General features: G+C 45.3%; 18 protein-coding genes, 1 tRNA gene, 1 pseudogene and 1 riboswitch. Of the genes and pseudogenes, 1 reads left to right on the top strand and 19 read right to left on the bottom strand.

Features of this window, described 5'->3' with window-relative positions; translation table 11 throughout:
* Positions 1–168: 168 nt before the first annotated feature.
* From guaB to G464_RS0104760, 16 genes and pseudogenes are all read right to left on the bottom strand, one after another.
* Complete coding sequence (gene guaB / locus G464_RS0104835; protein ID WP_022856956.1) at positions 169–1,695, bottom strand: IMP dehydrogenase; 1,527 nt, start codon at positions 1,693–1,695, stop codon at positions 169–171.
* A gap of 75 nt (positions 1,696–1,770) precedes the next feature.
* A complete protein-coding gene (locus G464_RS0104830; protein ID WP_022856955.1) occupies positions 1,771–2,184 on the bottom strand; it encodes a hypothetical protein in 414 nt (137 codons plus the stop codon).
* Positions 2,181–3,344, bottom strand: coding sequence for an MraY family glycosyltransferase (locus G464_RS0104825; protein WP_022856954.1), 1,164 nt, complete (start codon positions 3,342–3,344; stop codon positions 2,181–2,183). The genes G464_RS0104830 and G464_RS0104825 overlap by 4 nt, the downstream gene beginning before the upstream one ends.
* A gap of 7 nt (positions 3,345–3,351) precedes the next feature.
* The gene (locus G464_RS0104820; RefSeq protein WP_022856953.1) at positions 3,352–4,002 is read right to left on the bottom strand and encodes an L-threonylcarbamoyladenylate synthase; all 651 of its coding nucleotides are present in this window, start codon (positions 4,000–4,002) and stop codon (positions 3,352–3,354) included.
* A 13-nt stretch (positions 4,003–4,015) separates the two neighbouring features.
* Complete coding sequence (locus G464_RS0104815; protein ID WP_049188015.1) at positions 4,016–4,690, bottom strand: hypothetical protein; 675 nt, start codon at positions 4,688–4,690, stop codon at positions 4,016–4,018.
* A 122-nt stretch (positions 4,691–4,812) separates the two neighbouring features.
* Entirely contained in the window at positions 4,813–5,631 is an 819-nt protein-coding gene (locus G464_RS0104810; RefSeq protein WP_022856951.1) for an HAD family hydrolase, read from the bottom strand.
* A gap of 109 nt (positions 5,632–5,740) precedes the next feature.
* Positions 5,741–6,610, bottom strand: a pseudogene (locus G464_RS08960) (aldo/keto reductase); the annotation flags it as partial.
* Positions 6,611–6,777: 167 nt separating this feature from the next.
* Entirely contained in the window at positions 6,778–7,656 is an 879-nt protein-coding gene (gene prmC, locus G464_RS0104800) for a peptide chain release factor N(5)-glutamine methyltransferase (RefSeq protein ID WP_049216950.1), read from the bottom strand.
* 187 nt (positions 7,657–7,843) lie between these two features.
* Positions 7,844–8,944, bottom strand: a complete 1,101-nt coding sequence (gene prfA, locus G464_RS0104795; RefSeq protein WP_022856949.1) for a peptide chain release factor 1 — start codon at positions 8,942–8,944, stop codon at positions 7,844–7,846.
* Between the two features lie 192 nt (positions 8,945–9,136).
* Positions 9,137–9,346 carry a 50S ribosomal protein L31 gene (gene rpmE, locus G464_RS0104790; RefSeq protein ID WP_021617841.1) on the bottom strand — a complete coding sequence of 70 codons (210 nt, stop codon included), beginning with the start codon at positions 9,344–9,346 and terminating at the stop codon, positions 9,137–9,139.
* Between the two features lie 148 nt (positions 9,347–9,494).
* Positions 9,495–10,160, bottom strand: a complete 666-nt coding sequence (gene tenA, locus G464_RS0104785) for a thiaminase II (RefSeq protein ID WP_022856948.1) — start codon at positions 10,158–10,160, stop codon at positions 9,495–9,497.
* A 2-nt stretch (positions 10,161–10,162) separates the two neighbouring features.
* Positions 10,163–10,975: a bifunctional hydroxymethylpyrimidine kinase/phosphomethylpyrimidine kinase gene (thiD, locus tag G464_RS0104780; RefSeq protein WP_026472621.1), complete on the bottom strand. Its 813-nt coding sequence runs from the start codon at positions 10,973–10,975 to the stop codon at positions 10,163–10,165.
* On the bottom strand, positions 10,976–11,614 hold the full coding sequence (locus tag G464_RS0104775) for an HAD family hydrolase (protein WP_026472620.1): 639 nt from the start codon (positions 11,612–11,614) through the stop codon (positions 10,976–10,978).
* A complete protein-coding gene (gene thiE, locus G464_RS0104770) occupies positions 11,607–12,272 on the bottom strand; it encodes a thiamine phosphate synthase (RefSeq protein ID WP_021617837.1) in 666 nt (221 codons plus the stop codon). Before thiE ends, G464_RS0104775 begins: the two co-directional genes overlap by 8 nt.
* Entirely contained in the window at positions 12,259–13,101 is an 843-nt protein-coding gene (gene thiM / locus G464_RS0104765) for a hydroxyethylthiazole kinase (protein ID WP_021617836.1), read from the bottom strand. Before thiM ends, thiE begins: the two co-directional genes overlap by 14 nt.
* A gap of 188 nt (positions 13,102–13,289) precedes the next feature.
* A riboswitch (TPP riboswitch) is annotated at positions 13,290–13,394 on the bottom strand.
* A 79-nt stretch (positions 13,395–13,473) separates the two neighbouring features.
* Positions 13,474–14,517: a DUF559 domain-containing protein gene (locus tag G464_RS0104760; RefSeq protein WP_162138581.1), complete on the bottom strand. Its 1,044-nt coding sequence runs from the start codon at positions 14,515–14,517 to the stop codon at positions 13,474–13,476.
* A gap of 856 nt (positions 14,518–15,373) precedes the next feature.
* Between G464_RS0104760 and G464_RS0104755 the strand changes: the two genes are divergently transcribed.
* Entirely contained in the window at positions 15,374–16,204 is an 831-nt protein-coding gene (locus G464_RS0104755) for a DUF5067 domain-containing protein (protein ID WP_022856946.1), read from the top strand.
* A gap of 289 nt (positions 16,205–16,493) precedes the next feature.
* Here G464_RS0104755 and G464_RS0104750 read toward each other — a convergent pair.
* From G464_RS0104750 to G464_RS0104740, 3 genes are all read right to left on the bottom strand, one after another.
* Positions 16,494–16,567 (bottom strand) — tRNA-Ile (locus G464_RS0104750).
* A 237-nt stretch (positions 16,568–16,804) separates the two neighbouring features.
* Positions 16,805–18,469: a peptide ABC transporter substrate-binding protein gene (locus G464_RS0104745; protein ID WP_022856945.1), complete on the bottom strand. Its 1,665-nt coding sequence runs from the start codon at positions 18,467–18,469 to the stop codon at positions 16,805–16,807.
* A 338-nt stretch (positions 18,470–18,807) separates the two neighbouring features.
* Positions 18,808–22,122 (bottom strand): DEAD/DEAH box helicase family protein, encoded by a 3,315-nt coding sequence (locus G464_RS0104740; RefSeq protein ID WP_022856944.1) that lies wholly within the window; start codon positions 22,120–22,122, stop codon positions 18,808–18,810.
* Positions 22,123–22,209 lie beyond the last annotated feature (87 nt).

The following is a 22,209-nucleotide window of genomic DNA, read 5'->3' as shown; positions in this document are numbered from 1 at the left end:
CATCTGAATTATGGACGTGGGCGTTGTGCGCGTGCGACGCTAGCAACTTTCAGGAATATATGAGAGCTGATATGACATGAAAAAATGACCGCACAGCGCTTACACAAGAGAAAACACAAGAAGGCCCGCACCAACGCAGTGCAGACCTTCTAATGTTTTTACAACTTTTTACTCGTGGAAACCAGAGTAATTTGGAGCTTCCTTGGTCATCACAATATCGTGTGGATGTGATTCACGAAGAGCAGCATCCGTAATACGAATGAACTTGCCCTTAGCCTGAAGCTCAGGAATAGTGCGAGCACCTGTATAGAACATAGACTGGTGCAAGCCGCCAACCAATTCATAGAGAACGTAGTTGAGTGGTCCACGGTATGGCACTTCGCCTTCAACACCTTCTGGAACAACCTTATCACTGCTAGTCACGTCTGCTTGGAAGTAACGATCCTTAGAGTAGCTCTTCTTACCACGAGGAGCCATAGCACCCATGGAACCCATACCACGGTAGACCTTGTACTGCTTACCGTGCAACAGAACCTTCTCACCTGGAGCCTCTTCAGTTCCAGCCAAAAGTCCGCCAAGCATAACGGTAGAAGCACCAGCAACCAAAGCCTTAGCAATATCACCAGAGTAGTGAATACCACCATCAGCAACCACTGGAATGCCAGCTTCACGTGCAGCCAAAGATGCCTCGTAAACAGCAGTCAACTGTGGAACACCCACACCAGCCACAACGCGAGTGGTGCAAATAGAACCTGGGCCAACACCCACCTTCACAGCGTCAACACCAGCGTCAATCAAAGCCTGAGCACCTTCGCGGGTAGCAATATTGCCACCAATAATCTCGATGTTCTTAAATGCAGAATCAGACTTCAAACGCTTAATCATGTCGAGCATTAACTTCGCATGACCATGTGCGGTATCTACAACGAGCACATCAACTCCTGCATCTGCCAAAGCAGTGCAACGCTGCCATGCATCACCAAAGAAGCCAACAGCAGCAGCAACGCGCAAACGACCTTCGTCATCCTTCGTAGCATCTGGATACTGCTCAGTCTTCACGAAGTCCTTCACAGTAATCAAGCCAGTCAGCTTACCTTCAGCATCAACCAAAGGCAGCTTTTCTACCTTATACTGAGCCAAAAGCTTGTGTGCATCGTCCTTAGAAATATTAGAAGGACCTGTAATCAGCCCTTCGCTGGTCATCACGTCCTTCACTCGTAAAGAATCAAATTCTGCTGGATCTACAAAACGCATATCGCGGTTTGTAACGATACCAAGCAAACAATCGTCGTGGTCTACTACTGGCAGACCAGATACGCGGAACTGTGCGCACAAACGATCCAAATCGGTTAAGGTAGCGTCTGGGTTTACGGTAACAGGATTGGAAATCATACCGGATTCAGAGCGTTTCACGGTATCGACCTGTGTTGCCTGATCTTCAATACTCAGATTACGGTGAATAACACCAATACCACCGTTGCGAGCCATAGCAATAGCCATTTCTGCTTCGGTTACGGTATCCATTGCTGCAGACAGCACTGGAGACTTCATGGAGATATTTCTGGTGAGCTGAGTAGTGGTATCTACTTCTGATGGAATAACATCAGTTTCGTTAGGAAGAAGCAAAACATCGTCATAGGCGAGGCCAAGCTTCTCAAAAGGGTTTGGAAGTGGTTTGTATGTTTCTTGAGCCATAGCACCACTGTATTCAGTCTGCGCGACTTTTCAGGGTGTTTATACGCTCTGCGAGTGTCTTTATCTCACTGCTGTTTATAAGATCTGCGCGGTAGCAGTAATAATAAGGTTTTTAATAGTGCATACAAAAACAGTAAAAACGAGAAGGAAAAAGAAAACAGCTGTTTTCAGCGATACGAAGCTTAAGAAAATAGCTCCTAAAGCGCACACAGCAATAAGTTTTAGCCCCCATAACTGAATAAGAAAAATAATATACTGTTTACTTTTGATTTTGAGCGCATCGAGTATAACAGTTATAACCGCGTTTGTTTCCGAAAAAACAATAGCGAGAATCCATCCGCACAGAGCTGAGAAAAAGCCTGACCAGTTCGCGTTCATAAAGCCAGCGAAAAGACCGAGAACCAGCATAACCGCGTCAATAATAATGCTGATAGTAGAGGTGCGCGCAAAAGCAGATCCGAGCGTAAAACCTAAACGTGATTTTTTCATGCGTCACTTCCTTCACCACTACTGCGTTCTGAACCGTTCACATCATGCCGTTGCGCGTGTTCAGCGCGAATTTCTGCAATGCGTACACGATAATACGGCAACATAGTAATAACTGCCAAAATCAGTGCAGCTATGCAAAATCCTGCGAAAACATAACGCATACGGAAGAACAGTAAAAGAACCGAGGAACATGAAATAAGAGCAGCCCAGCTCCACAAAATACCTACAGCTCCCCGCACGGAATGTCCAATCCTCAACATGCGATGATGTAAATGCATACGGTCAGGATGCATAGGAGATAAACCTTTACTTACGCGGCGCACAATAGCAAGAATCATGTCGAGCACAGGCAAGAACAACACTAAAATCGGCAGCAAAATAGGAATAAAAACAGGCAAATACACGTTCACATGATGTGCATTAGGGTCTAAACGGCCGGTCATAACAATCGATGCGCACGTTACCATATAGCCGAGCAACATCGAGCCGGAATCGCCCATAAAAATACTTGCAGGATGCCAATTATGCAGAAGGAAGCCCACGCATACGCCCACAATCACCACATCAATAATAATTGCTACAGAAGCAAAGTTCGCTGTGGAACGTGCCAGCATATAGGAGTACACGGCAAAAGCCACACCTCCAATACCCACAATACCGGCTGCTAAACCGTCTAAGCCGTCCACAAAATTTACCGCATTAATGGAGGCAACGAGCAAAAACGCGGAAATAGCAATAGACCAGCTGGTAGATATGGAATACAGATTTCCCAGTGGTAAAGAAACGATTTGCACTCCTCCCCACGACACGAGCAGAGAAATAAGGAGCTGACCAGACATTTTAAGCATCCAGTCCAAATCAAATAAATCGTCAAGCACTCCTACGGCGTTAATCAGCACAGCACCCAGCAACACCACCCAGAGCTGATGAGATTCATCAAAAAGATTATCAACCCACGGCAAACGGCTGGCGAAAATAAATGCAACAATAACGCCGGTCAGCATGGCAACACCACCAATACGTGGTGTGGGCACTGTGTGCACATCGCGAGCGCGCACTTCCCCCACAGCTCCAATACGGAAAGCGAGTTGACGGATTACAGGCGTCATAAACCAGACAACCGCTCCTGCTATGGCGGCGATAAAAATATAGATTCGCATAGTGCCTCTATGCTAACACAGCGCGAATCTGTTGGGCAGTTATTGCTCCCTCGCGCAAGAATATTGGCTGTTTATTCAGCTCATCCCACGCAACAACTGTGCTAGCCACTGGGCCAGGCGTAGAACCGCCATCAAGATAGAGACTGACCGTATCTCCCAGTTGCGCGTATGCTTCCTGGGCGGTTGACGGCGAAGGATTACCGCTCAAATTAGCGCTTGAAGCCGCTAATGGTCCTGTAGCACGCAAAATACTGAGGCTAACAGGATTATTCGGCAAACGTACCGCTTGCGTATATGAACCGTCTGCTTCTTCGCGTACGGTTGCTAAAGTTTCCAAGCTTTCCGAACGGTTAACGGTAGCGATAATACTGACTGCTCCGGGCATAAAAGTGCTGACAACAGGGTTCAGCGCTTGCGGCACACGCACACCATAACGCTGTGTATCAGTAAGAGAGGCCGCAAGAATTTGTACACTTTTTTCGTGCGGACGGTGTTTAACAGTAAATATTTTTTCTACCGCTTGAGCGTGTACTGGATGAGCAACGACACCGTAAACTGTATCGGTGGGAATAACCACAACCTCACCTTGCTCAATAAGAGATACTGCTAAAGCGATTGATTCCTCATTTACCGGCTGAATACCGTATGTATGCGTCATATATATGCCTCGTTTAGATCATATTAACTGTTAGACGTATTACTGCTGCGCTCACAAGAACAAGAGGATACGCCCACCATAAGAGCCATTGATTGCCTTGATTTTTACTGTGAGAAACGTGTCCAATTAACCATACGCTCACAAGAGGTGTTATGCCTGTGCCCACAGCCGTCATAATAAGAGCAGTTTGCCTACTGATGCTTATAGATTTCCATGTGAACTTCTCGTCAACTGGCCACACTAAAAGAAGCAGAGTAAAAAGAACAATACTCAAAAGAACTTGGAAAGCGAAGGACCATACAACTGCCACAATAACTAAAACTAAGCGCACTATCACAGTGGAGGGCATAGAATCGGATTCAATATTCCACACGCTACATGTGACAAGAGCAATAATCACCGCCCATAAGGGATTTTGTGATGAATAATCCCACCACTGACCTGAACGCGCATAGTCGTACGGCGCTTCGCACAACAGAGCCAGAAAAGTCAGAACCGCAATATAGCACCATAACACGACTTGAAAAGGAACAGTCATAGTACGCAAGGCACGCACCCGTCGAGCTACAAACCATGCAGGAATCGCAGCCATACTCCATGAGAGCACTTCTAGGGCGACGGATCCGTACAGCCATATATCAAAAGACTGCACAGCCCCATTAGGATCTGGCTCTATAACACGTGCCACTATAGACAGCACAACCCCTAGTAACGCACAGCATGCTAAGGTAGTGCGCGTTATTCCTTTTCTCTTCATATATGTCAGCTTAGTGCGCACCCTAACTTTATGAATAAAATGCTTGGTGCAAACTACGCAGACTGTGCGGACTGTGCAGGAATAATTCTCGCAGAAGTATCGTCACCCTCAATACGCACAGGAGTCTTACACAGCCATGAAAGCACAGCCTCATAATCAGCACCCTCTACGTTCAACGTAGCATGCTCGCTACACGCCGGATCTCCAGGAACAGATAAAGGCGTATGCAGATAAATCGCATCCATCTGAACGCCCCGAGCGCCAAGCACATCGCAACCAATTTCATTGCCCATATACACAACCTCATGAGGACTCAGCCCACACTCATCTAAGGCATGCTGGAAGAAACGCGCATCAGGCTTTTTAATGCCGAAATCGGACGAAAGGAAAATCCTATCGAAGTATTCAGTAAGATGATGAGACTTCAAATCTGGGCGAGTATAGGAAGCTTGAGCATTCGATACGAGAATCGGGCGCAATCCCAAGCGCCGCACGACTGCTAAAAATTCACGTGCTTTCGAATATGGCTCAAGAAGACTCATACTTGTCTGATGGAAATACGTTGACGTGCTGTAGGCTTCCTCGACACTCACCTCTGCTCCAGAACGCTCATACAGTGTTTTCCATACAGGAACGAAGTCAATTTCCACATGAACACCTTTATCACGCTCGCCCCGAGCCTGCGCTTGGTTCATCTCATGCAGATAATTCTCATACAGATCAGCTCCATTGACATAGTGTGTTCCCCTGTCGTTCATATATGCACGCATCTCCTCCCATACGGAGGCATCATCTTCATGCGTAGAAATATCGAAAATCGTTCCATATAAATCGCAAAAGATTGCTTTGTATGGGCATGAAATGGGAAGCATGAGGTCTCCTTCTTCCTTGAAAGACTTCCGTAATAGGCTAATTGCTGTGTTTATTCTAAGAAATAATTAAACACTTTATTCAGTACGTCCACTGAATGAACACGTAAACTTACTTATGTTCTATTAAGCCTACAAGTTCATGTGCCACATATGGTTCACTGAGGTAATCAACATCAGTCTGAGTTAATTCAACGTCACCATAGCGCACAGCATCTGCAAAATGACGTGGCGAAGTAGCGCCCACAATAGGTGCTGTCACTCCTTGCGATGCCAACCATGCTAGAGAAATTTGTGCCATAGATACGCCATAACGGAGAGATAACTCATGTACTCGCTTAATAATCTGTTCATCATGAGCGCGAGATGCATCATATTTTGAACGCGCTACTTTATCGCTCATACTGCGCTCAGATGCGCTATTATCCCATGTGGAACGTGTTAAATGCCCTGCTGCAAGAGGGCTATATGGCACAAGAGAAACTCCATACTGTTTGCACACTGGAATAAGCTCACGTTCATCTTCACGGTAAAGCAAATTATAGTGATTTTGCATAGTAGAAAACTGAGTCCACCCATTCTTTTCAGCAATAATCTGCATATTATGGAATTGGTACCCATACATTGCAGAAGCTCCCAAAGCACGGACTTTACCAGCTTTTACAAGCTCGTCTAAGGTTTCCATAGTTTCTTCAATAGGCGTATCGTAATCAAAACGGTGAATCTGATAGAGATCTACATAGTCAACGCCTAAACGTTGAAGGCTTCCATCAATTTCTCTTTTAATTGCGCTGCGGGAAAGTTTTCCCTCATTAAAATACACTTTTGTTGCCAGCACCACATCTTCACGCTTCACACCTAAAGTTTTCAGTGCTCCACCAATAAATTCTTCACTTGTGCCATGCGCATACGTATTAGCGGTATCTATAAAATTAACGCCTAAATCAAGAGCCTGTTTAATCATTTCTGTAGTGCTATCTTGGTCGAGCGTCCATTGATGAAAATCCTCGAAACGTTAACCGAAAGACATTCCACCAACGCATAAACGTGATACTTCAATACCTGTTTTCCCTAGTTGCGCATACTTCATATGTCCTCCTTAACAGTATTAGGTATACGCAAGGTGTGTGCGGCTACGTTGCACTGTCTTTATTTTATGGCACGCAGATAACGTTCTTTTCCAGCGAAATCTCGGTGCGTTTGTGCACTACTAAACCCACAGTTTCGTGCCTGTTCACAGGTACTCTTTCCCTGACTCCAGTCATGCTCCATTAACAGCAATCCCCCAGTTTTCAGCAATTGCGATACTCGTTGAATAATCAGAGACGGAATTTTCATACCGTCATCGCTTGCTCCATACAGCGCCATATCAGGGTCGGATTCGCGCGCCTCAACTTGCTCAGGAATATCGGTAAGAGGAATATACGGTGGATTACTCAGAACTATATCTACTGTTCCGTTTAAATCTTGCAAAGTCTGTTCAAGCGTGGCATCGGCTTGTATAACTTCATAATTACGCGCTTGGACTCGCCGGCTATTTTTCTGCGCATACACAAAGGCTTGTTCAGACAGTTCAACAGCCCACACATAACTCGAATCAATCTCGGTTGCAGCAGCTAATCCCAGAGCACCGGAACCCGCACATAAATCCACAATGCGCACAGCTGCGCTGGAAGATTGAGAAGACCGCAGCGAACGTACATATTCTAAAGCCTCATCAATCAGCAGTTCTGTTTCCGGTCGAGGAATAAAAACGCCTGGGCCTACAAGTAAATCTAAGTAACGAAATGGAGCGCGCCCCACAATATGCTGCAATGGTTCGCGCTTCTCACGACGCTCTACCCACTTATTAAAACGCTTCAACTGAATAGCAGTTCCCAGCTCTCCCAACGTTTTACCCATTAAAGAGGCGGCTTGAATATCGCGCGCATTCAGTCCGCAAGCTTCAGCCAGCAAAACCGTCACCTCGTGACGGGCTACTTCAGGCTGTGTATCAGAGAAATCTTGCCCTACTCCAGCTGCACACAAGCGCTGTGCGCACTGCAATACAACAGTGCGCACATCAGCATTTTCAGCATAATCAATCACGAGAAAACTCTTATCAGTATTGTGCTCGTTAGTGTGCCAATTGGTGTGCTGGTGATGTGCTGGTTGTCGTTGAACTGGCCGTTATATCAGCGAGCCACTACCAACCAGCACTGCCCTAGCAATCGTTTTAGTTTTCGCCGTTCTGGCTGGCAAGACGTGCAGCCTCATCAGCCTGGATATCAGAATCAATTACTGCTTGCAAATCACCATCAAGCACAGCATCCAAGTTATATGCCTTGTAATTTGTGCGATGATCCACAATACGGTTTTCTGGGAAGTTATAGGTGCGAATACGCTCAGAACGATCCAAAGTGCGTACCTGAGAATGACGCATATCTGCAGCTGCCGCAGCTTCCTCTTCATGCTTCATAGCCAATAAACGAGACTTGAGCACGCGCAAAGCAGCAGCGCGGTTTTGAATCTGAGACTTCTCATCCTGCATAGACACCACAATTCCAGTTGGAATATGAGTCATACGCACAGCAGAATACGTTGTGTTCACAGACTGACCGCCGGGACCTGAAGACATGAAAATATCAATCTTCAAATCTTTCTGATCAATCTCAATCTCATCATTGTCGTCTTCTGCTTCAGGGAAAACGATAACGCCTGCTGCAGAGGTCTGAATACGACCCTGCGATTCGGTTACTGGAATACGCTGCACACGGTGCACGCCACCTTCATATTTGAGGCTTGCCCACACACCATCAGCAGGAGCAACAGTACCCTTGGCGCGGAAAGCAATCTGCACATCCTTCACGCCACCCAATTCAGTGGCATTTTGCGACTGAATTTCGTACGCCCAGCCGCGCTTTTCTGCATAGCGCATATACATACGTAGCAAATCACCCGCGAACAAAGCAGCTTCTTCGCCGCCTGCGCCTGCCTTAATCTCCATAATCGTATCGGAGGCATCATCTGGATCGCGAGGAATCAAAGCCTTACGCAAGTTTTCTTCAACTTCAGGAAGCTCAGCCTGCAAACGCGCTGCTTCTTCGGCGAAGTCAGGGTCTTCACTGGCAAGCTCTTGGGCGGCTTCCAGGTTCTCGGTTACGTCCAGGTACTTCTGGTAAGCCGACACGATCTGACCGAGCTCCGCATGGCGACGGCCCAGCTTGCGAATCTTATCTGGATTGGACGCCACGTCAGGCTGGCTCATCTCAGCTTCGATATTATGGTATTCCTCAAGAGCAGTTTGAGCTGCTGGGAACTGATTCTCAGATGCCACTGGCTGTGCCTTTCCTCAAAGTCCGTTGCGCGCCCGCTCCAGCCAAATCAAACTGCCTGCGAAACGAGCCGCTTTCTTAAATCTCTATAACAATCAAAAATCTGTATTAAAAAACGCCAACCAGCCGCCTCGCCGCGCGTGCAACCGAAAGCCGCACAGCCCGCGAAAGCGCTGGATGACGTTTTAAAAGAGCTAGTTCTTCTTACCGTAGCGTGCTTCGAAGCGAGCCACACGACCACCAGTATCGAGAATCTTCTGCTTACCAGTGTAGAAAGGATGGCAGTTAGAGCACACGTCTGCAGTAATATGACCGCTCTTTACGGTAGAACGGGTAACGAAAGTGTTGCCGCAAGAGCATACAACTTCAGTTGCCACATATTCAGGATGAATGTCCTGCTTCATAATATCTCCTAGGGAATCTAAGGAACCCGGGTCGCATAACCTTGTGTTAAGCGTGAACCGGAGAACCTAACATATTATACTCACCTCGCCAGACGAGAGCAAGCCAGAGCGCAGGCAAGCTTCGCACACAGCGAAGCGATTCGCCAGCTTAGACCATCGCCTTGTTCCAGCCCATCTCCCAGAAATCAAGCTCATACTGCGAGCAGCGGCGGAAGATTTCGCTGAGCTCAGCCATCTGCTTGTCGGAATAATCGACAGCCAAACGGTTAAAAGTCTCGGTGAGCGAGCGATTGTTCGCAGCATATTCCTCGCCCGAATAGCAGCTAACCCACTCGCCGTACAGTTCGTGTTCAGTAGCCTTCGGATTGTTCTTCACAATATTGTTCGCAATATATTCGTAGCTAATCGCGCACGACAAAATTGCCGCAAGAATCTCCACCTCGCCGGCCTCGTATGCCACGCGCAGCATGTACGAGGTGTACGAAAGATTATCGAGACTGCGTGAGCTATTGCCCAGCTCCTGCGGCTTCACATTGAACTTGCCCATATATCCGTTGTGCAAATTCATTTCCACATGCGTAATTGCTGTAAGAATTCCCGAGAAAGTCTGCATAAGCTCATGCGATTTTGCCTTGGCCACGCCCACTGCGAAAACCTTGGCATACTCCTCGAGATATAGATAGTCCTGCAGAATGTAGAAACGGAATTTGTCTGGATCGAGGTCGCCGTTTTGCAGTCCTAGAATAAACGGATGTGTGTAGTACTGATCCCAAATATCTTTGCTGTCTGCCAGTAAGCGTTCTGTTGCGTTCATTATTATTCCTTTACTTCCTTATATGTGCCGTTCAGATTGAAATTGTGCTGCATCGGACCGCTCCCCTTGCCCAGGTCGAGCATGGCGGCGAGCGCGTCGCTCAGATAGTTTTTCGCGCGCTCAATAGATTCGTCGAGGTCGTATCCCTTCGCCAGGTTCGAGGCAATTGCGCTCGAAAGCGTGCAACCAGTTCCGTGCGTATTCGTGTTATTTATGCGCTGACCGACGAACCACGTTCCCTTATCCGCGTCCACGTCGAACAGGTAGTCGTTCGCATCGTTTACGCGATGACCGCCCTTGACCAGTACCGAGCATCCGTACCGTTTCGCGATATCTGCTGCCGCTTCTTCCATCTGATTGGCAGTGTCGATGTTCTTGCCCCACAACACTTGCGCTTCGGGAATATTAGGCGTTATAACGGTTGCGAGCGCGAAAAGCTGATTTTTCATCTCCTCGATAGTGCTGCTCGTCGACAGCGCACTACCGCTGGTAGCCACCATCACAGGATCCAGTACAATATTGTGCGCCTCGTATTCGCGCAGTTTTTTCGCGATAACATCGACGAGCTCAGGTGAGGAGATCATTCCGATTTTTACCGCGTCGAGCGCGATATCCGTAAAAATACTGTCGATCTGCTGCTCAAGGAAGGTAGGCGTCACCTCCATTACCGCTTGCACTCCGGTCGTGTTTTGCGCGGTCAGCGCGGTGATCGCTGTCATCGCGTACACGCCGTTCATGGTCATGGTCTTCAGGTCCGCTTGGATACCGGCGCCGCCGCTGCAGTCGCTTCCGGCAATGGATAATACTGTTTTCATTTATTCTTCTTTGTTTATGATTGATTCGTCCGCGATTTTTAGGCAGTCTGCCCACTGATTCGCGTTTGATTGATCGAAAACCGCGACCGTATAGAAACCCGCTTTATGCGCGGTTTCGAGCGCATGATACGCATCCTCGCACACGGCTATATCGCTCGGTTTGACTGCCCAGCGCTTGGCTGCTTCCAAGTAAATCCTCGGCTCGCGCTTGCTCGTCTGCAATGTTTCGCACGAGAGTAGAAAATCAAAATGATGCAGCACACCTAAGCGCGCTAAACACGCTTGAATAAGCGGTTCTGCTGTGGCGGATGCCACGCACATGTGCACGTCTTTTCTGCTCAGACAGCGCAAAGCTTGCTCGACGCCTGGTTTAAGAACGAGGTCTTCGCGGTAATGACGCTCTAGCAGCGCATCAATCTGCTGCTCTATAGCGCGCGGACTGCCTAAGCGAGGAAAATGTTGGGATAACAAAGCTGTTCCCTCGCTTACGGTCAGCATATCTAACTGCTTCACGAGCTGCGCGTGATCTACGGGCGAAATGTCTTGCGATTCCAAGTACTCGCCAACCAAATTGGTCCACATCTCCATAGAATCAATCAAAGTTCCGTCCATATCCCACACAACGTAGCGTTTAAGCATGCTCGGGCACTACTTTCTCAGCGAGCGCGCGCAACTGAGCGGTGGCTGCAGCCGAATCGTCCGCACCAAAAATGGCGGAGACGACCGCTACGCCATCGATACCTGTGCCTTGCAGAAGCTGAATATTTCCTGCGTGAATGCCGCCAATAGCAACGGTAGGAATATTCACAGTCTCGCAAATTGCACGTAGCTCATCCATACTGAGGTAGTCGGCATCTGCTTTGGTGGATGTGCTGAAAACAGCACCCACTCCCACATAATCTGCACCATCTTTTTCAGCTTTAATAGCTTCCTCAAGGCTTGATGCAGACACACCTACAATCATGGAACTGCCTACGCGAGCGCGCACCTGTGTGGCAGCTTCGTCACTTTGACCAACGTGAATACCGTCAGCGCCACAAGCAATAGCTACATCAACGTTGTCGTTAATAATAAACGGAACATTATAGTGCTTGCATAAAGCGCTCACTTCGCGAGCTTCAGAGAGAAAATCCTCGTCACTCATATGTTTTTCACGCAGCTGAACGCACGTCATGCCGTTATCTAAAGCTTCTGTAATGCGCTGTATAAGCGGGTAATTACTTGACCACGTGCGGTCAGTAACGCCATACAGTAGCATCATATCTTTAACGGCTTGCTTGCGGTTATCGAACTTCATAACGTGCCTTGTTTTCAAGCTGCTGAGAAGTTAAGCGCTGAACAGCGTCAATAATATAGTTGCGATAGCTGGAGTTACCGTCTACATCAGTCATGCGTTCATGACCAATCTCACCGCATACACCCATAACAATAACTGCAGCAGCGGCAGCATCTAATGGAGTCGTTGGGTTAGCACCCAAATACGAGCCAAGTAAAGCAGAAAGCTGGCAGCCAGATCCTGTAATCGTAGACATTTCAGCGTGACCGTTGAAAATGCAATACGCTTTTTCTGTATCTGCTACTACATCGATCGCACCAGTCATAGCAATAACCGAGCCAGTTGCGCGCGCCATAGCCTTCGCAAAAGCTGCTGCCTCATTGAGGTTGTCTTTCGTAACCTTATCTTCATCGCTGGCATCTACTCCACGGCTTTGAGACGCTGTATTTACATCGAGGCCAAGCAAATCAGCAATGAACTTAATTTCGGAAATATTGCCGCGGATAACGCTAAACTGCACTTCTTTGAGAAGCTGAACGATAGTCTCGTTACGCAGAGTTGATGCTCCCACGCCCACTGGATCGAGAACCACTGGATGATTAACTTTATTCGCTTGCTTGCCCGCACGAACCATTGCTTCGCGCGTTGCATCGTTAAGCGTACCAATATTAATGTTAAGCGATGCGCAAATTGTTGTGATTTCTTCTACTTCATCAATGCCGTCTGCCATGATTGGCGAGCCACCACTAGCCAAAACGATGTTGGCGCAATCGTTCACAGTCACATAATTCGTGATGTTGTGAACGAGCGGATTGTGTGCTCGAACATTCGTGAGCATTTCTGTGAGCATTACTTACCCCTTTAATGTAACTCCATGAAAGTTTCTGAAGTTCCCGGAACTTTCTGAAAGTGGGAAGGAATGCGGCGATGCAGTAGCTGTTCTCACGGAGGCGAATGTATGAGTATGAGCACACATCGCCACATTTCTTCGTTTCCTGTTGTTTATGAGAGGCCTGAAACGGAACGTTCCGCGACGAAATGATATGCACTGCATTTCCCTACGTTGGCATTATCCACATCAGGTTCAAGGGTCGATGGTCGTACCATCCTCTCAGCCTGTTACACAAGCTCCCCGTGGTGTACATCATACAGCAAGGGGAATAAAAGGTGGAATATAGGCGAAATAAAAGAGATTTTAGGTTTTAGGGTTTATATAGCAGACTTATATAACAGCTTCTGATTCAAGTAAGCTTTTCAAAGTACTGCTACGCAGGTGAAAATCGGAATATTTTTTCATCGAATACCTCACGAAGCGATTGTAGAGATCTGTTGGATTGAGCAAATCATTCCACTTCACACGTATAAATGAATATCCCAAAGACTCAATTGCATTTTGCCTATTGAGCTGGGCGTGGAGAGCATCATTAAATTCTTGTTCGTTTGTTCCCATTTTTCCCACGCCATCAAATTCAATAATGAGATGCACTTCTGGAACTGCAAAATCTGCAAAATAATCATGACCGTTCATGTGAATCTTATACTGACTCACCAAAGCGTCTGAGAAAACCGCATATAAAATCGGTTGTAATGCTGCTTCTCCTGCTGATTCACAAGCTGCATCGGCTACGTTTATGAGTACTCTTCCTCTGTCATAATTACCTAACTTTGGGTGTTCTTTCTGTATCTTGTCTAAACGTACAAGAAGTGACTGTTTCACTTGTTTTTCTAACGAACGCGAATATTGCCATTGAAAATGCGAAAATCGCGTAAGCCTATGCAGAATTTGGGATACCGCAACCAACGCATCAACCGCTGGACGAGAAATAACCATACGAATAGCAGTATTTTCCAGAGACTCAACCGGAAGATTGTCGATTGTTAGATACTCATCGCTGCGTTGCAGGCTAAAGGTTGGACGAAATTCTCTTGGTTCAAAAACCTCTGTGTTAATCGTAACTTTTGGTAACGTTGTTTTATGCCGATTGCTATTGGTAGCAGCATAAACTGAAGGCTCTACGTTCCACGGCGAAAGGCCATGTAAGAGTACGGCAGATTCATGCGTAAAGTATTGCAGGTTTTTCCGTGTACGATATACGCCCACAATTCTTGCCAAATTTAGTGCATAACGAATCTGCCAACGCGGAGTTTCTGCTGAGAACGACTCAATGTTCATAACCACGGACCGCAGAACAGTAACATGGGGATAATGTACTCGTCTTTTCTCATTCGCTCGTAAACTCGATATGTTCTTCTGTAAATTATTCATACTATCGATACTGGTTTTTCCTTCTGAGAAAATCAATTTTTCAAGACATTGTGAACCAATGTGAATAACTACGTTTATTCGATGACTTATGCACTCACAACTACCTTGGAACTTATGGTTGTGCTCGCTGTGATTATTCGCTTGGATTCGCTTAGATTCACTGAACTCGTGTCCTCTCATTCGTGAACCTTGAAAGCTTAGCTGCTCTGAAATGGATTGGTATGGGCTTTATCATTCACATACGCTGACTTATGTGAGTGTTACAGCGGAAAAAGACCATTTTTAGGTCGTGGTAAAAGCTTTACCACTCACGCATGTGGACTTATGTGAGCCTTACAGCCGAAAATACCTCTGAAATCAGGGTGGTAAAGGCTTTACCATTCACACATCTTGACTTGTGTGAGCGTTAAAGCCGAAATATGCCATTTTTACCCCTTGGTAAAAGCTTTACCACTCACACACGAGCTCATCTGTGAGCGTTACAGCACAACAGTCAATCCACACCGATTGTCTTTCCTTGATTTTTCAACGAAAACCGAACACCTGCTTCACCACGATATGCTTTACCATTCACACACGCTGACTTATGTGAGCGTTAAAGCCGAAATATGCCATTCTTACCCCTTGGTAAAAGCTTTACCACTCACACACAAGCCCATCTGTGAGTCTTAAAGCAAAGCAAACCAATACACAGAAACAATACGCAAAACAGCGTCCCCCCCCCCGATAGCATTCTGAATTAATTAGCAGTCTCCTCATGTACGCAATTACGCGATATGAAACCTGTTTTCCTTATTGCATTGCGCGTATTCAATCAGACTACTAACCGCTATCTCACGAGAGAAAAGAGAAAACGATGAGTGATACTCCAGAAGTAACTCCAGTAGCGCCTCAGCCTGAGCCACAGGTTGCAGCCCCTGCCCCACTTCCAGCACAGGAAGCAAAATCAACGAGCGGTTTAGCTATTACAAGCTTGGTGCTCGGTATTACTGCAATAGTGTTGTCTTTCATTCCTATTATCAATAATCTCGCTTTTATCCTTGGAATTATTGGCGTTGTATTCGGCGTAATTGGTCTTGTTGCCACAGGTAAACGAGGTAAGAAAAAGGGACACAACATCGCTGTTGCTGGTGTGGTATTAACTGTTCTCGCTATGGTTATTACCATTGCTATGCAGAGCGCATTTTCAAAGGCGATTTATGACGCTACTAAGGAAACAACTTCTTCTGCAACAGCTGAAAGCACAACTGAAAAGCCACAGAAATCCGAGGCAGACAAGTCGAGCGAAAAGGCTGAAGAGAGCGCAGACGGTTCCGTAAAGATTGATAACGGGAACTACACAGTCAAGATTGTTTCCGCTGTTAAGTCAAATCCTGATTATGAAGGTAAGCCAACAGTACTCGTTACTTATGAAGTAACAAACAATAAGAATAAGAATTCTAACTTCATGGAGATTCATACGGAAGTTTTCCAGAATGGTAAATCGCTCAATAATGCTATCTACATGGATAATCCAGAAGGTTACGATCCTAACAGCGCGATGACTACTCTCCAGCCAGGCGCAACAAATACGGTAACACAAGGATATGTTCTTGAAGATGAAACAAATCCTGTAACCGTTGAGGTTAAAGGCACTATCGATTTCTCTTCTGGTGACGAAGCCAAGAAGGAATTTGCTCTGCAATAAGCGATTTATCGCCTTCTATAAAACAAATAATAGTCTCCTCGTAACTTCTGTTTGAGGAGACTATTTTATTGTTCCATCCACAAAAATTTCATATGCATATGAGCTTCAGATCCGATGGAAGTTTTCGCAGAATAATAATCAACAATAAACACACAGCATATGACTATCAAAGAAAATGCGGAGGAAAACATCGGAATTATGCCATAACACCACACAACATAACACAACCACAAAAAATAAAAAATCTCACGACATAGTTAGCGCAACTATGTCATGAGACATGACACGGTAGGGCCACAGGGACTTGAACCCTGGACACAACGATTATGAGTCGCTTGCTCTAACCGACTGAGCTATGGCCCCATCCTTGCAACTGTTTATCGCGAGCAGAGGGTCAAAGCCATGCGCGCGCAGTCACGTGTTTTAGTGTAGCGAGAGCGCTCGAAAAATCAAAACGTTTCGCCACGCGCCACAAAACAGCACCACAAAACAGCACCACAAAACAGCACCACGCGCATACACCAGCAACTTCCGAACCGCCCCCCCCCGCACGAACTAAAGCAAGCGAATCAACTTCTACTGCACTACGGCTTCTACGCCCTACTCCGCCTTCTCCAGCTCATAATAAGAAGGCAATCCCATGTAGTTGAATTTCACGGTCTTCATCTTTTGAGCTGCTCCAGCCGACACATTGTCATACCATAGCGGAATCACAGGCAGATCCTTCAAAAGCAGCCCCTCAGACTTCTGATACGTTGCAATTGCATCGTCCAAATTCGTTTGAGCAGCGGCAGTATCCATAAACTGATCAAATTCAGCAGACTTGTAATCACCATTATTCAAGCCCTTACCATCAGCCGAAGCCGAATCATAAGCCTGGAAAAGGTACCCTTCCGGGTGAGGATAATCAGATTGCAATCCTGAGCGGAAAGCACCATGCGTCTCACGCTTATTCACCGCCGTAGCAAAATCCTTACTCGTGGCATAGGAGTCACCGCGCGCTTCAATACCCAAAGCATTGGAAATCGAGTTTGCCACAGCGTCAATCCATTCCTTGTAAGGACCGTCAGCATTGTATCCGATAGTAAAAGTGCCTTCCCAAGGCGAAATCTCATCAGCCTTCGCCCACAGTTCTTTCGCTTTCTTCGCGTTATACTTCAAAACCTCAGAGCCAGTCAAATCCTTAGAATATCCAGCGATAACAGGCGCCAAGAAATCGGCTGCAGGAGTTGCTGCGCCACTTAAAATTTTCTTCGTAACACTTGAACGGTCAATCGCATAAGAAATAGCCGCGCGACGCAAAGCGCCCTCTTCCCCACTAAAATGAGCTAAGTTCTGAGGAATGGTAATCGACTTAAAAGCAGACGAGCGATCAGAGAAAGCCTGAATACTGCGATCATTCTTATACTCACCCAGAGCAGATGTTGGAATGGAATCAAGAACGTCTAAATTACCGCCTTGCAAATCTGCGTAAGCGCTGTCGAGAGAATCGTAGACCACGAAATCAATACCCGCATTTTTAGGCTCGCGCACACCGGAATACTTCTTATTCACACGCAACTTAATATTCTCATTGATGTTCCATGCGTCCAATACATATGGACCGTTCGAAACAGTTGGGTTCTTACCGAAAGCGTGAATATCCTTATATGCCACAGATGGAATAGGCAAAAATGCCACGTCTCCTACTTTGTAAGAGAAAGAAGAGTCTGGAGCGTTCAGCGTAACTTGGAGAGTGCGATCATCAACTACCGACAAACCCGACAGCTGAGCATTTGGATCTACACCCTCAGCCTGCAGCTCATCGTAACCCTTAATAGTTGCGAAAATAGAAGCACCCACCTGCGCGTTTGCAGCATTGGCAGCATAAGACCAAGCTCGCGCATAGGTTTGAGCAGTAATAGCTTCACCATTGGAGAACTGCAAGCCCTTCTTCAGCTTGATGGTATAGACAGACGCATCCTCGTTGGGAGTAATAGATTCCGCTTCGTCCAGAACTAGCTCACCTTTATTTGTGAAGGTTACCAGACCGTCGAAAAGCTGTGTAGCAATTTTCCAGCTGGCAGTATCAGATACATTTCCGGGGAGTAATTCACCAGTTGGTTCCACACTGTTAACAGTGATAATTGCGGAACTATCGACGCCTTTACTCTCGGTTTTTGTGTTACCTGTTGACGCGCATGCCGTTAAAGCAAAACTGACGAGAGCAGCAATACCAGCGATAGCAAGTTTTTTGAGTGCACTTTTGCGTGCGCGTACTTCCATTTTCTCTCCTGAAGATATATGAGATGATTATATTTTCTACCCTTAATCCTAAGGAATACACACGTCCTACACCATGATTATGTCGGAAAATTGCCATCGGCATAATTTATAGCGCGCGTATGCCTGAGAAGGCGAGATGAACGCTCGGTTTTGCGTTAAAAGAAACACTTCCATCGACAAGTAGAGCAAGCAAAAAGAACGTATGCATATAACGAGAAGCAGGATTAATGCCCTTTTAAACGTCGCCCTCTACTATGATCAAGAAACAGCTTAATGTTTAAGCTATTGGTGTATAGTACACTTTTAGAAACAACACACCAATATAGCTCAGACTAAGTCTACACAGCAAGCATATTCGCGTTAATTTGATCTATTACACGTTTTATGCCAATCCATATTTGCATATCCGTAAATATGTCGACGATACTTCCTTTGTCCGTAAAAGGAGTTTCTTGAAGAACATGCATATCTTTGAGCATTCCGTTGCGCACTACATACTCAATAATTTGATTCACAAAGTAAATTTGCCTGCTATCCATATACGTTTCATCAAGATACTGTGCAAAAGCAGCCTTTGCAGCATTCATGTCAAGCCCAACAATTTCACGCACGAATTCACCTAACGGTTTATCACCGTACTCCGCTTCATAATCTTGCTGAGTACCAATTTCATTCCAAAGAATTGTTTCCAATGCACTAATATCATCAGCATGTAGTGGGACGTTGTTCTTCAATTTAGTAACTACTGCATTATCCTGATGCTGACGAATATAGAATTCTGCCTTCGCCTTGTAATTCTTCAAATCGTCACTCTCGAGTTCAGCTTCTTTCCATTCCATAGAAAGAATCTCATCATCGAAGTTTGTATCGTAAGTCCTACCTTTTCTTGGCATATACTTCATCAAATTACGCAGAGACTTACGAATATGCTCAAATTCATGAATATCGGCATTATCCAGATAGTCCGTATGCAAAAGCTTCACGAGTAAGTCCGACTGAGCAGCTATTTCTGAAATATTTGCAACTTCATATATTCCAGCGACTCGATAACGAACATCACGTTTTGCTCGCTCGTGTTTTTCCCCTATCAAACACGCAAGTTCAATCCCATACATAAGAGCATCAAAGCGGAGCGCAGCAATATCATCATCATCATCCGGCTGAATGAGCGGCGCCAACTCATCTTTAACCACAAGAGTATCTTCATAAGTAAGCGCTTGATAACCAGATACCTGAGCATACTGATCTACATAGCGCAAATGTTGACGAACAGCGAAATTCTCACGGTTAAGTTCTCCAACTTTACCAACCATATAGTCCACAAGTTCATTGCGATATTGGATAAGATCATCAGTTTGATACTGTCCATCTTGCAATTTATATGCCATATCAAAGTGAAGATTAAAAAGTGCGCTCTGAAGAGAGGGTTTATTTGCCACAGCTTTACCCTTATTCATGCGGAAAAATTCAAAGTTTCGACAGAAATCAAAGATGTAAAATTGCTTTTTATCTGCACCATCAATCAACTCTGGGCACACTCTCGTTCCTCGCCCAATCATCTGCCAGAATTTCGCCTTGCTCATAACCTTTTTGAAGAACACAAGATTCAGCACCTCAGGAACATCAATTCCCGTGTCAAGCATGTCAACGGAAATCGCGATTTGAGGTAGTTTGCTCGGGTCAGAAAACTCATCAATAGCACTCTGTGCATACGTCATGTAATTATCAATGACCTTCGCATAATTGTTCAAATGAGGATATTCCTTATTAAACACTTCAAGAATCTTCTCAGCATGCCTATGATTTTTGGCAAAAATAATTGTTTTACCAATCTTATTCCCATAGTCAACCTTCAAGCCATTTGTCATGACAACGTTGAGCACTTCACGAATGGTATCTGTATTAAAAATCCATTCGTTGAGTGCAGACGAACTAATATTTTCAGGCATTACACCGTCTTCATCTTCAAAAGTTTCCTCATATAACTGCTTATCTGCATCAGATAAGTCATCGTAAACAATCCCATTTTCAATGAATTTCAGTGTCGTCTCCACCGATATGAAATCAACAAGATAACCATCTTTCACTGCCTGAGCAAGTTCGTAACCATAGGTTGGAACGCCATTTTCAAGCTCAAAAACTTCATAAGTGTTCTTATCAATTTCGTCTTTAGGAGTAGCAGTTAAACCAACCAAAGGCGCATCGAAATAGTTAAAAATCTCTTTATATTTGTTGTAAATAGACCTGTGAGCCTCATCGCAAATAACGAGATCAAAGTGCCCTGCAGTAAAGAGCTTCCCCTCATTATCGGAGACTTCATCAATGCAATTCATCATTGTTTGATACGTGGAGAAAACACAATGTGCAGCATAGTTATCTTTTTCTTCACTCAAATTAGTAACGGATAGGCTAGGTAATAAATTAACAAAATTACGCTTCGCCTGCGTTACCAATGAAGTTCGATCTGCTAAGAAAAGAATATTCTTTACCCAGCCTTGCTCAAGAAGTACTTTACATAAAGCAATTACTGTACGCGTCTTCCCAGAGCCCGTTGCCATGACAAGAAGTGTCTTACGACGGTTCTTTTTACCAAAACCCTCGCACACCGACTTGATAGCTGCTTCTTGGTAATAGCGATCGGCAATATTCTTATCAACTCGAATATTTTGAAGACTTGAGCGCGTACGTTGCAAGTTAAAGAGTTTTTCCAAGTCGCGCTTGGAGTAAAAAGCAGCTACTTTACGCTCAGGATATTGGTTATCAATGATTCGCATATCGAAACCATTTGTAAGGAATACAACTGGACGACATCCCTGCCGCTGTGCAATCAAATCAGCATAAAGTTTTGCCTGTTGACGACCCTTTGCCACGTCAACACACGTTTTCTTCGCTTCAACAACGGCTAGAATGCTTCCATCATCGCCACACAGCACATAATCCGCAAAACCAACTCCAGACTTATTTGGCATTCCTAGAACTTCATATTCATTAATCCAGTTCTTGCCCTCAATCCAGCCTGCATCTTCAAGCATCAAATCTATATAAATCTTACGAGTTTTGAACTCAGAAAATTCTAGTGGCTTCGGAGCATAAGTAGGTTGCTGCTCTTCGCGCTTACTGGTAAGTTGCTCACGTAAATCAGCATTTTCCTTCATGAGCTGTTCGAGTTTTATCTCTACATCAATTGAATGATTAGACGTTCCTGCAACCGCAACTGAACCAGATTCAGCCTTACCAATACTCTCATGTGAAAAATTAGGCTTTGTATAATTATCGGCGTAACAGTATGCAACAAAATCCATAAAATAGAAAAGATTTTCTAAACATACCAGTGCCGCATCTTCCGTAATCTTCTTATCGCCATGTGCTGCAGAATTTCCTATTTTACGAATGAAATGCATGCGGGCGAGTAACTCTGGGTCAACAATACCTCTGAAATCATCAGTACTCATCAACGTAGCAAGCTTTTCATCCCACGGTTTATTGAGATATGTATCAACAGAATACATCCATTTAATTGCAAGCTCCATTGCACGACGACATGTAACAGCAGACGATTTCACATCTATCGGCAAAATCTTTTCAGCAGAGATTGCATCATCTGAAAAGCTATCAAATTTTGGCTCTAATTTTAGAAAATCAAAATTCGTCATGAGTATCTCCTCGTCGCTTTTCAAACTTCATAGTTCTTTTATCATGATAAACCAGTTGGTGCATTAAACAACTTTTGATTTGTCGAC

Source organism: Alloscardovia omnicolens DSM 21503 (assembly GCF_000420505.1).
GTDB lineage: Bacteria > Actinomycetota > Actinomycetes > Actinomycetales > Bifidobacteriaceae > Alloscardovia > Alloscardovia omnicolens.
The sequence above is the reverse complement of the archived record's forward strand: the minus strand, read 5'-3'. Positions and strand labels throughout refer to the sequence as shown.

Coding starts and splice junctions, on each gene's coding strand:
- thiD (WP_026472621.1), bottom strand. CDS start 10,975: ATGAAAACAGTATTATCCATTGCCGGAAGCGACTGCAGCGGCGGCGCC.
- G464_RS0104755 (WP_022856946.1), top strand. CDS start 15,374: ATGAGTGATACTCCAGAAGTAACTCCAGTAGCGCCTCAGCCTGAGCCA.
- thiM (WP_021617836.1), bottom strand. CDS start 13,101: ATGCTCACAGAAATGCTCACGAATGTTCGAGCACACAATCCGCTCGTT.
- tenA (WP_022856948.1), bottom strand. CDS start 10,160: ATGAACGCAACAGAACGCTTACTGGCAGACAGCAAAGATATTTGGGAT.
- G464_RS0104745 (WP_022856945.1), bottom strand. CDS start 18,469: ATGGAAGTACGCGCACGCAAAAGTGCACTCAAAAAACTTGCTATCGCT.
- G464_RS0104740 (WP_022856944.1), bottom strand. CDS start 22,122: ATGACGAATTTTGATTTTCTAAAATTAGAGCCAAAATTTGATAGCTTT.
- G464_RS0104760 (WP_162138581.1), bottom strand. CDS start 14,517: ATGAATAATTTACAGAAGAACATATCGAGTTTACGAGCGAATGAGAAA.
- thiE (WP_021617837.1), bottom strand. CDS start 12,272: ATGAAGTTCGATAACCGCAAGCAAGCCGTTAAAGATATGATGCTACTG.
- guaB (WP_022856956.1), bottom strand. CDS start 1,695: ATGGCTCAAGAAACATACAAACCACTTCCAAACCCTTTTGAGAAGCTT.
- G464_RS0104825 (WP_022856954.1), bottom strand. CDS start 3,344: ATGCGAATCTATATTTTTATCGCCGCCATAGCAGGAGCGGTTGTCTGG.
- G464_RS0104820 (WP_022856953.1), bottom strand. CDS start 4,002: ATGACGCATACATACGGTATTCAGCCGGTAAATGAGGAATCAATCGCT.
- G464_RS0104810 (WP_022856951.1), bottom strand. CDS start 5,631: ATGCTTCCCATTTCATGCCCATACAAAGCAATCTTTTGCGATTTATAT.
- G464_RS0104775 (WP_026472620.1), bottom strand. CDS start 11,614: ATGCTTAAACGCTACGTTGTGTGGGATATGGACGGAACTTTGATTGAT.
- rpmE (WP_021617841.1), bottom strand. CDS start 9,346: ATGAAGCAGGACATTCATCCTGAATATGTGGCAACTGAAGTTGTATGC.
- G464_RS0104830 (WP_022856955.1), bottom strand. CDS start 2,184: ATGAAAAAATCACGTTTAGGTTTTACGCTCGGATCTGCTTTTGCGCGC.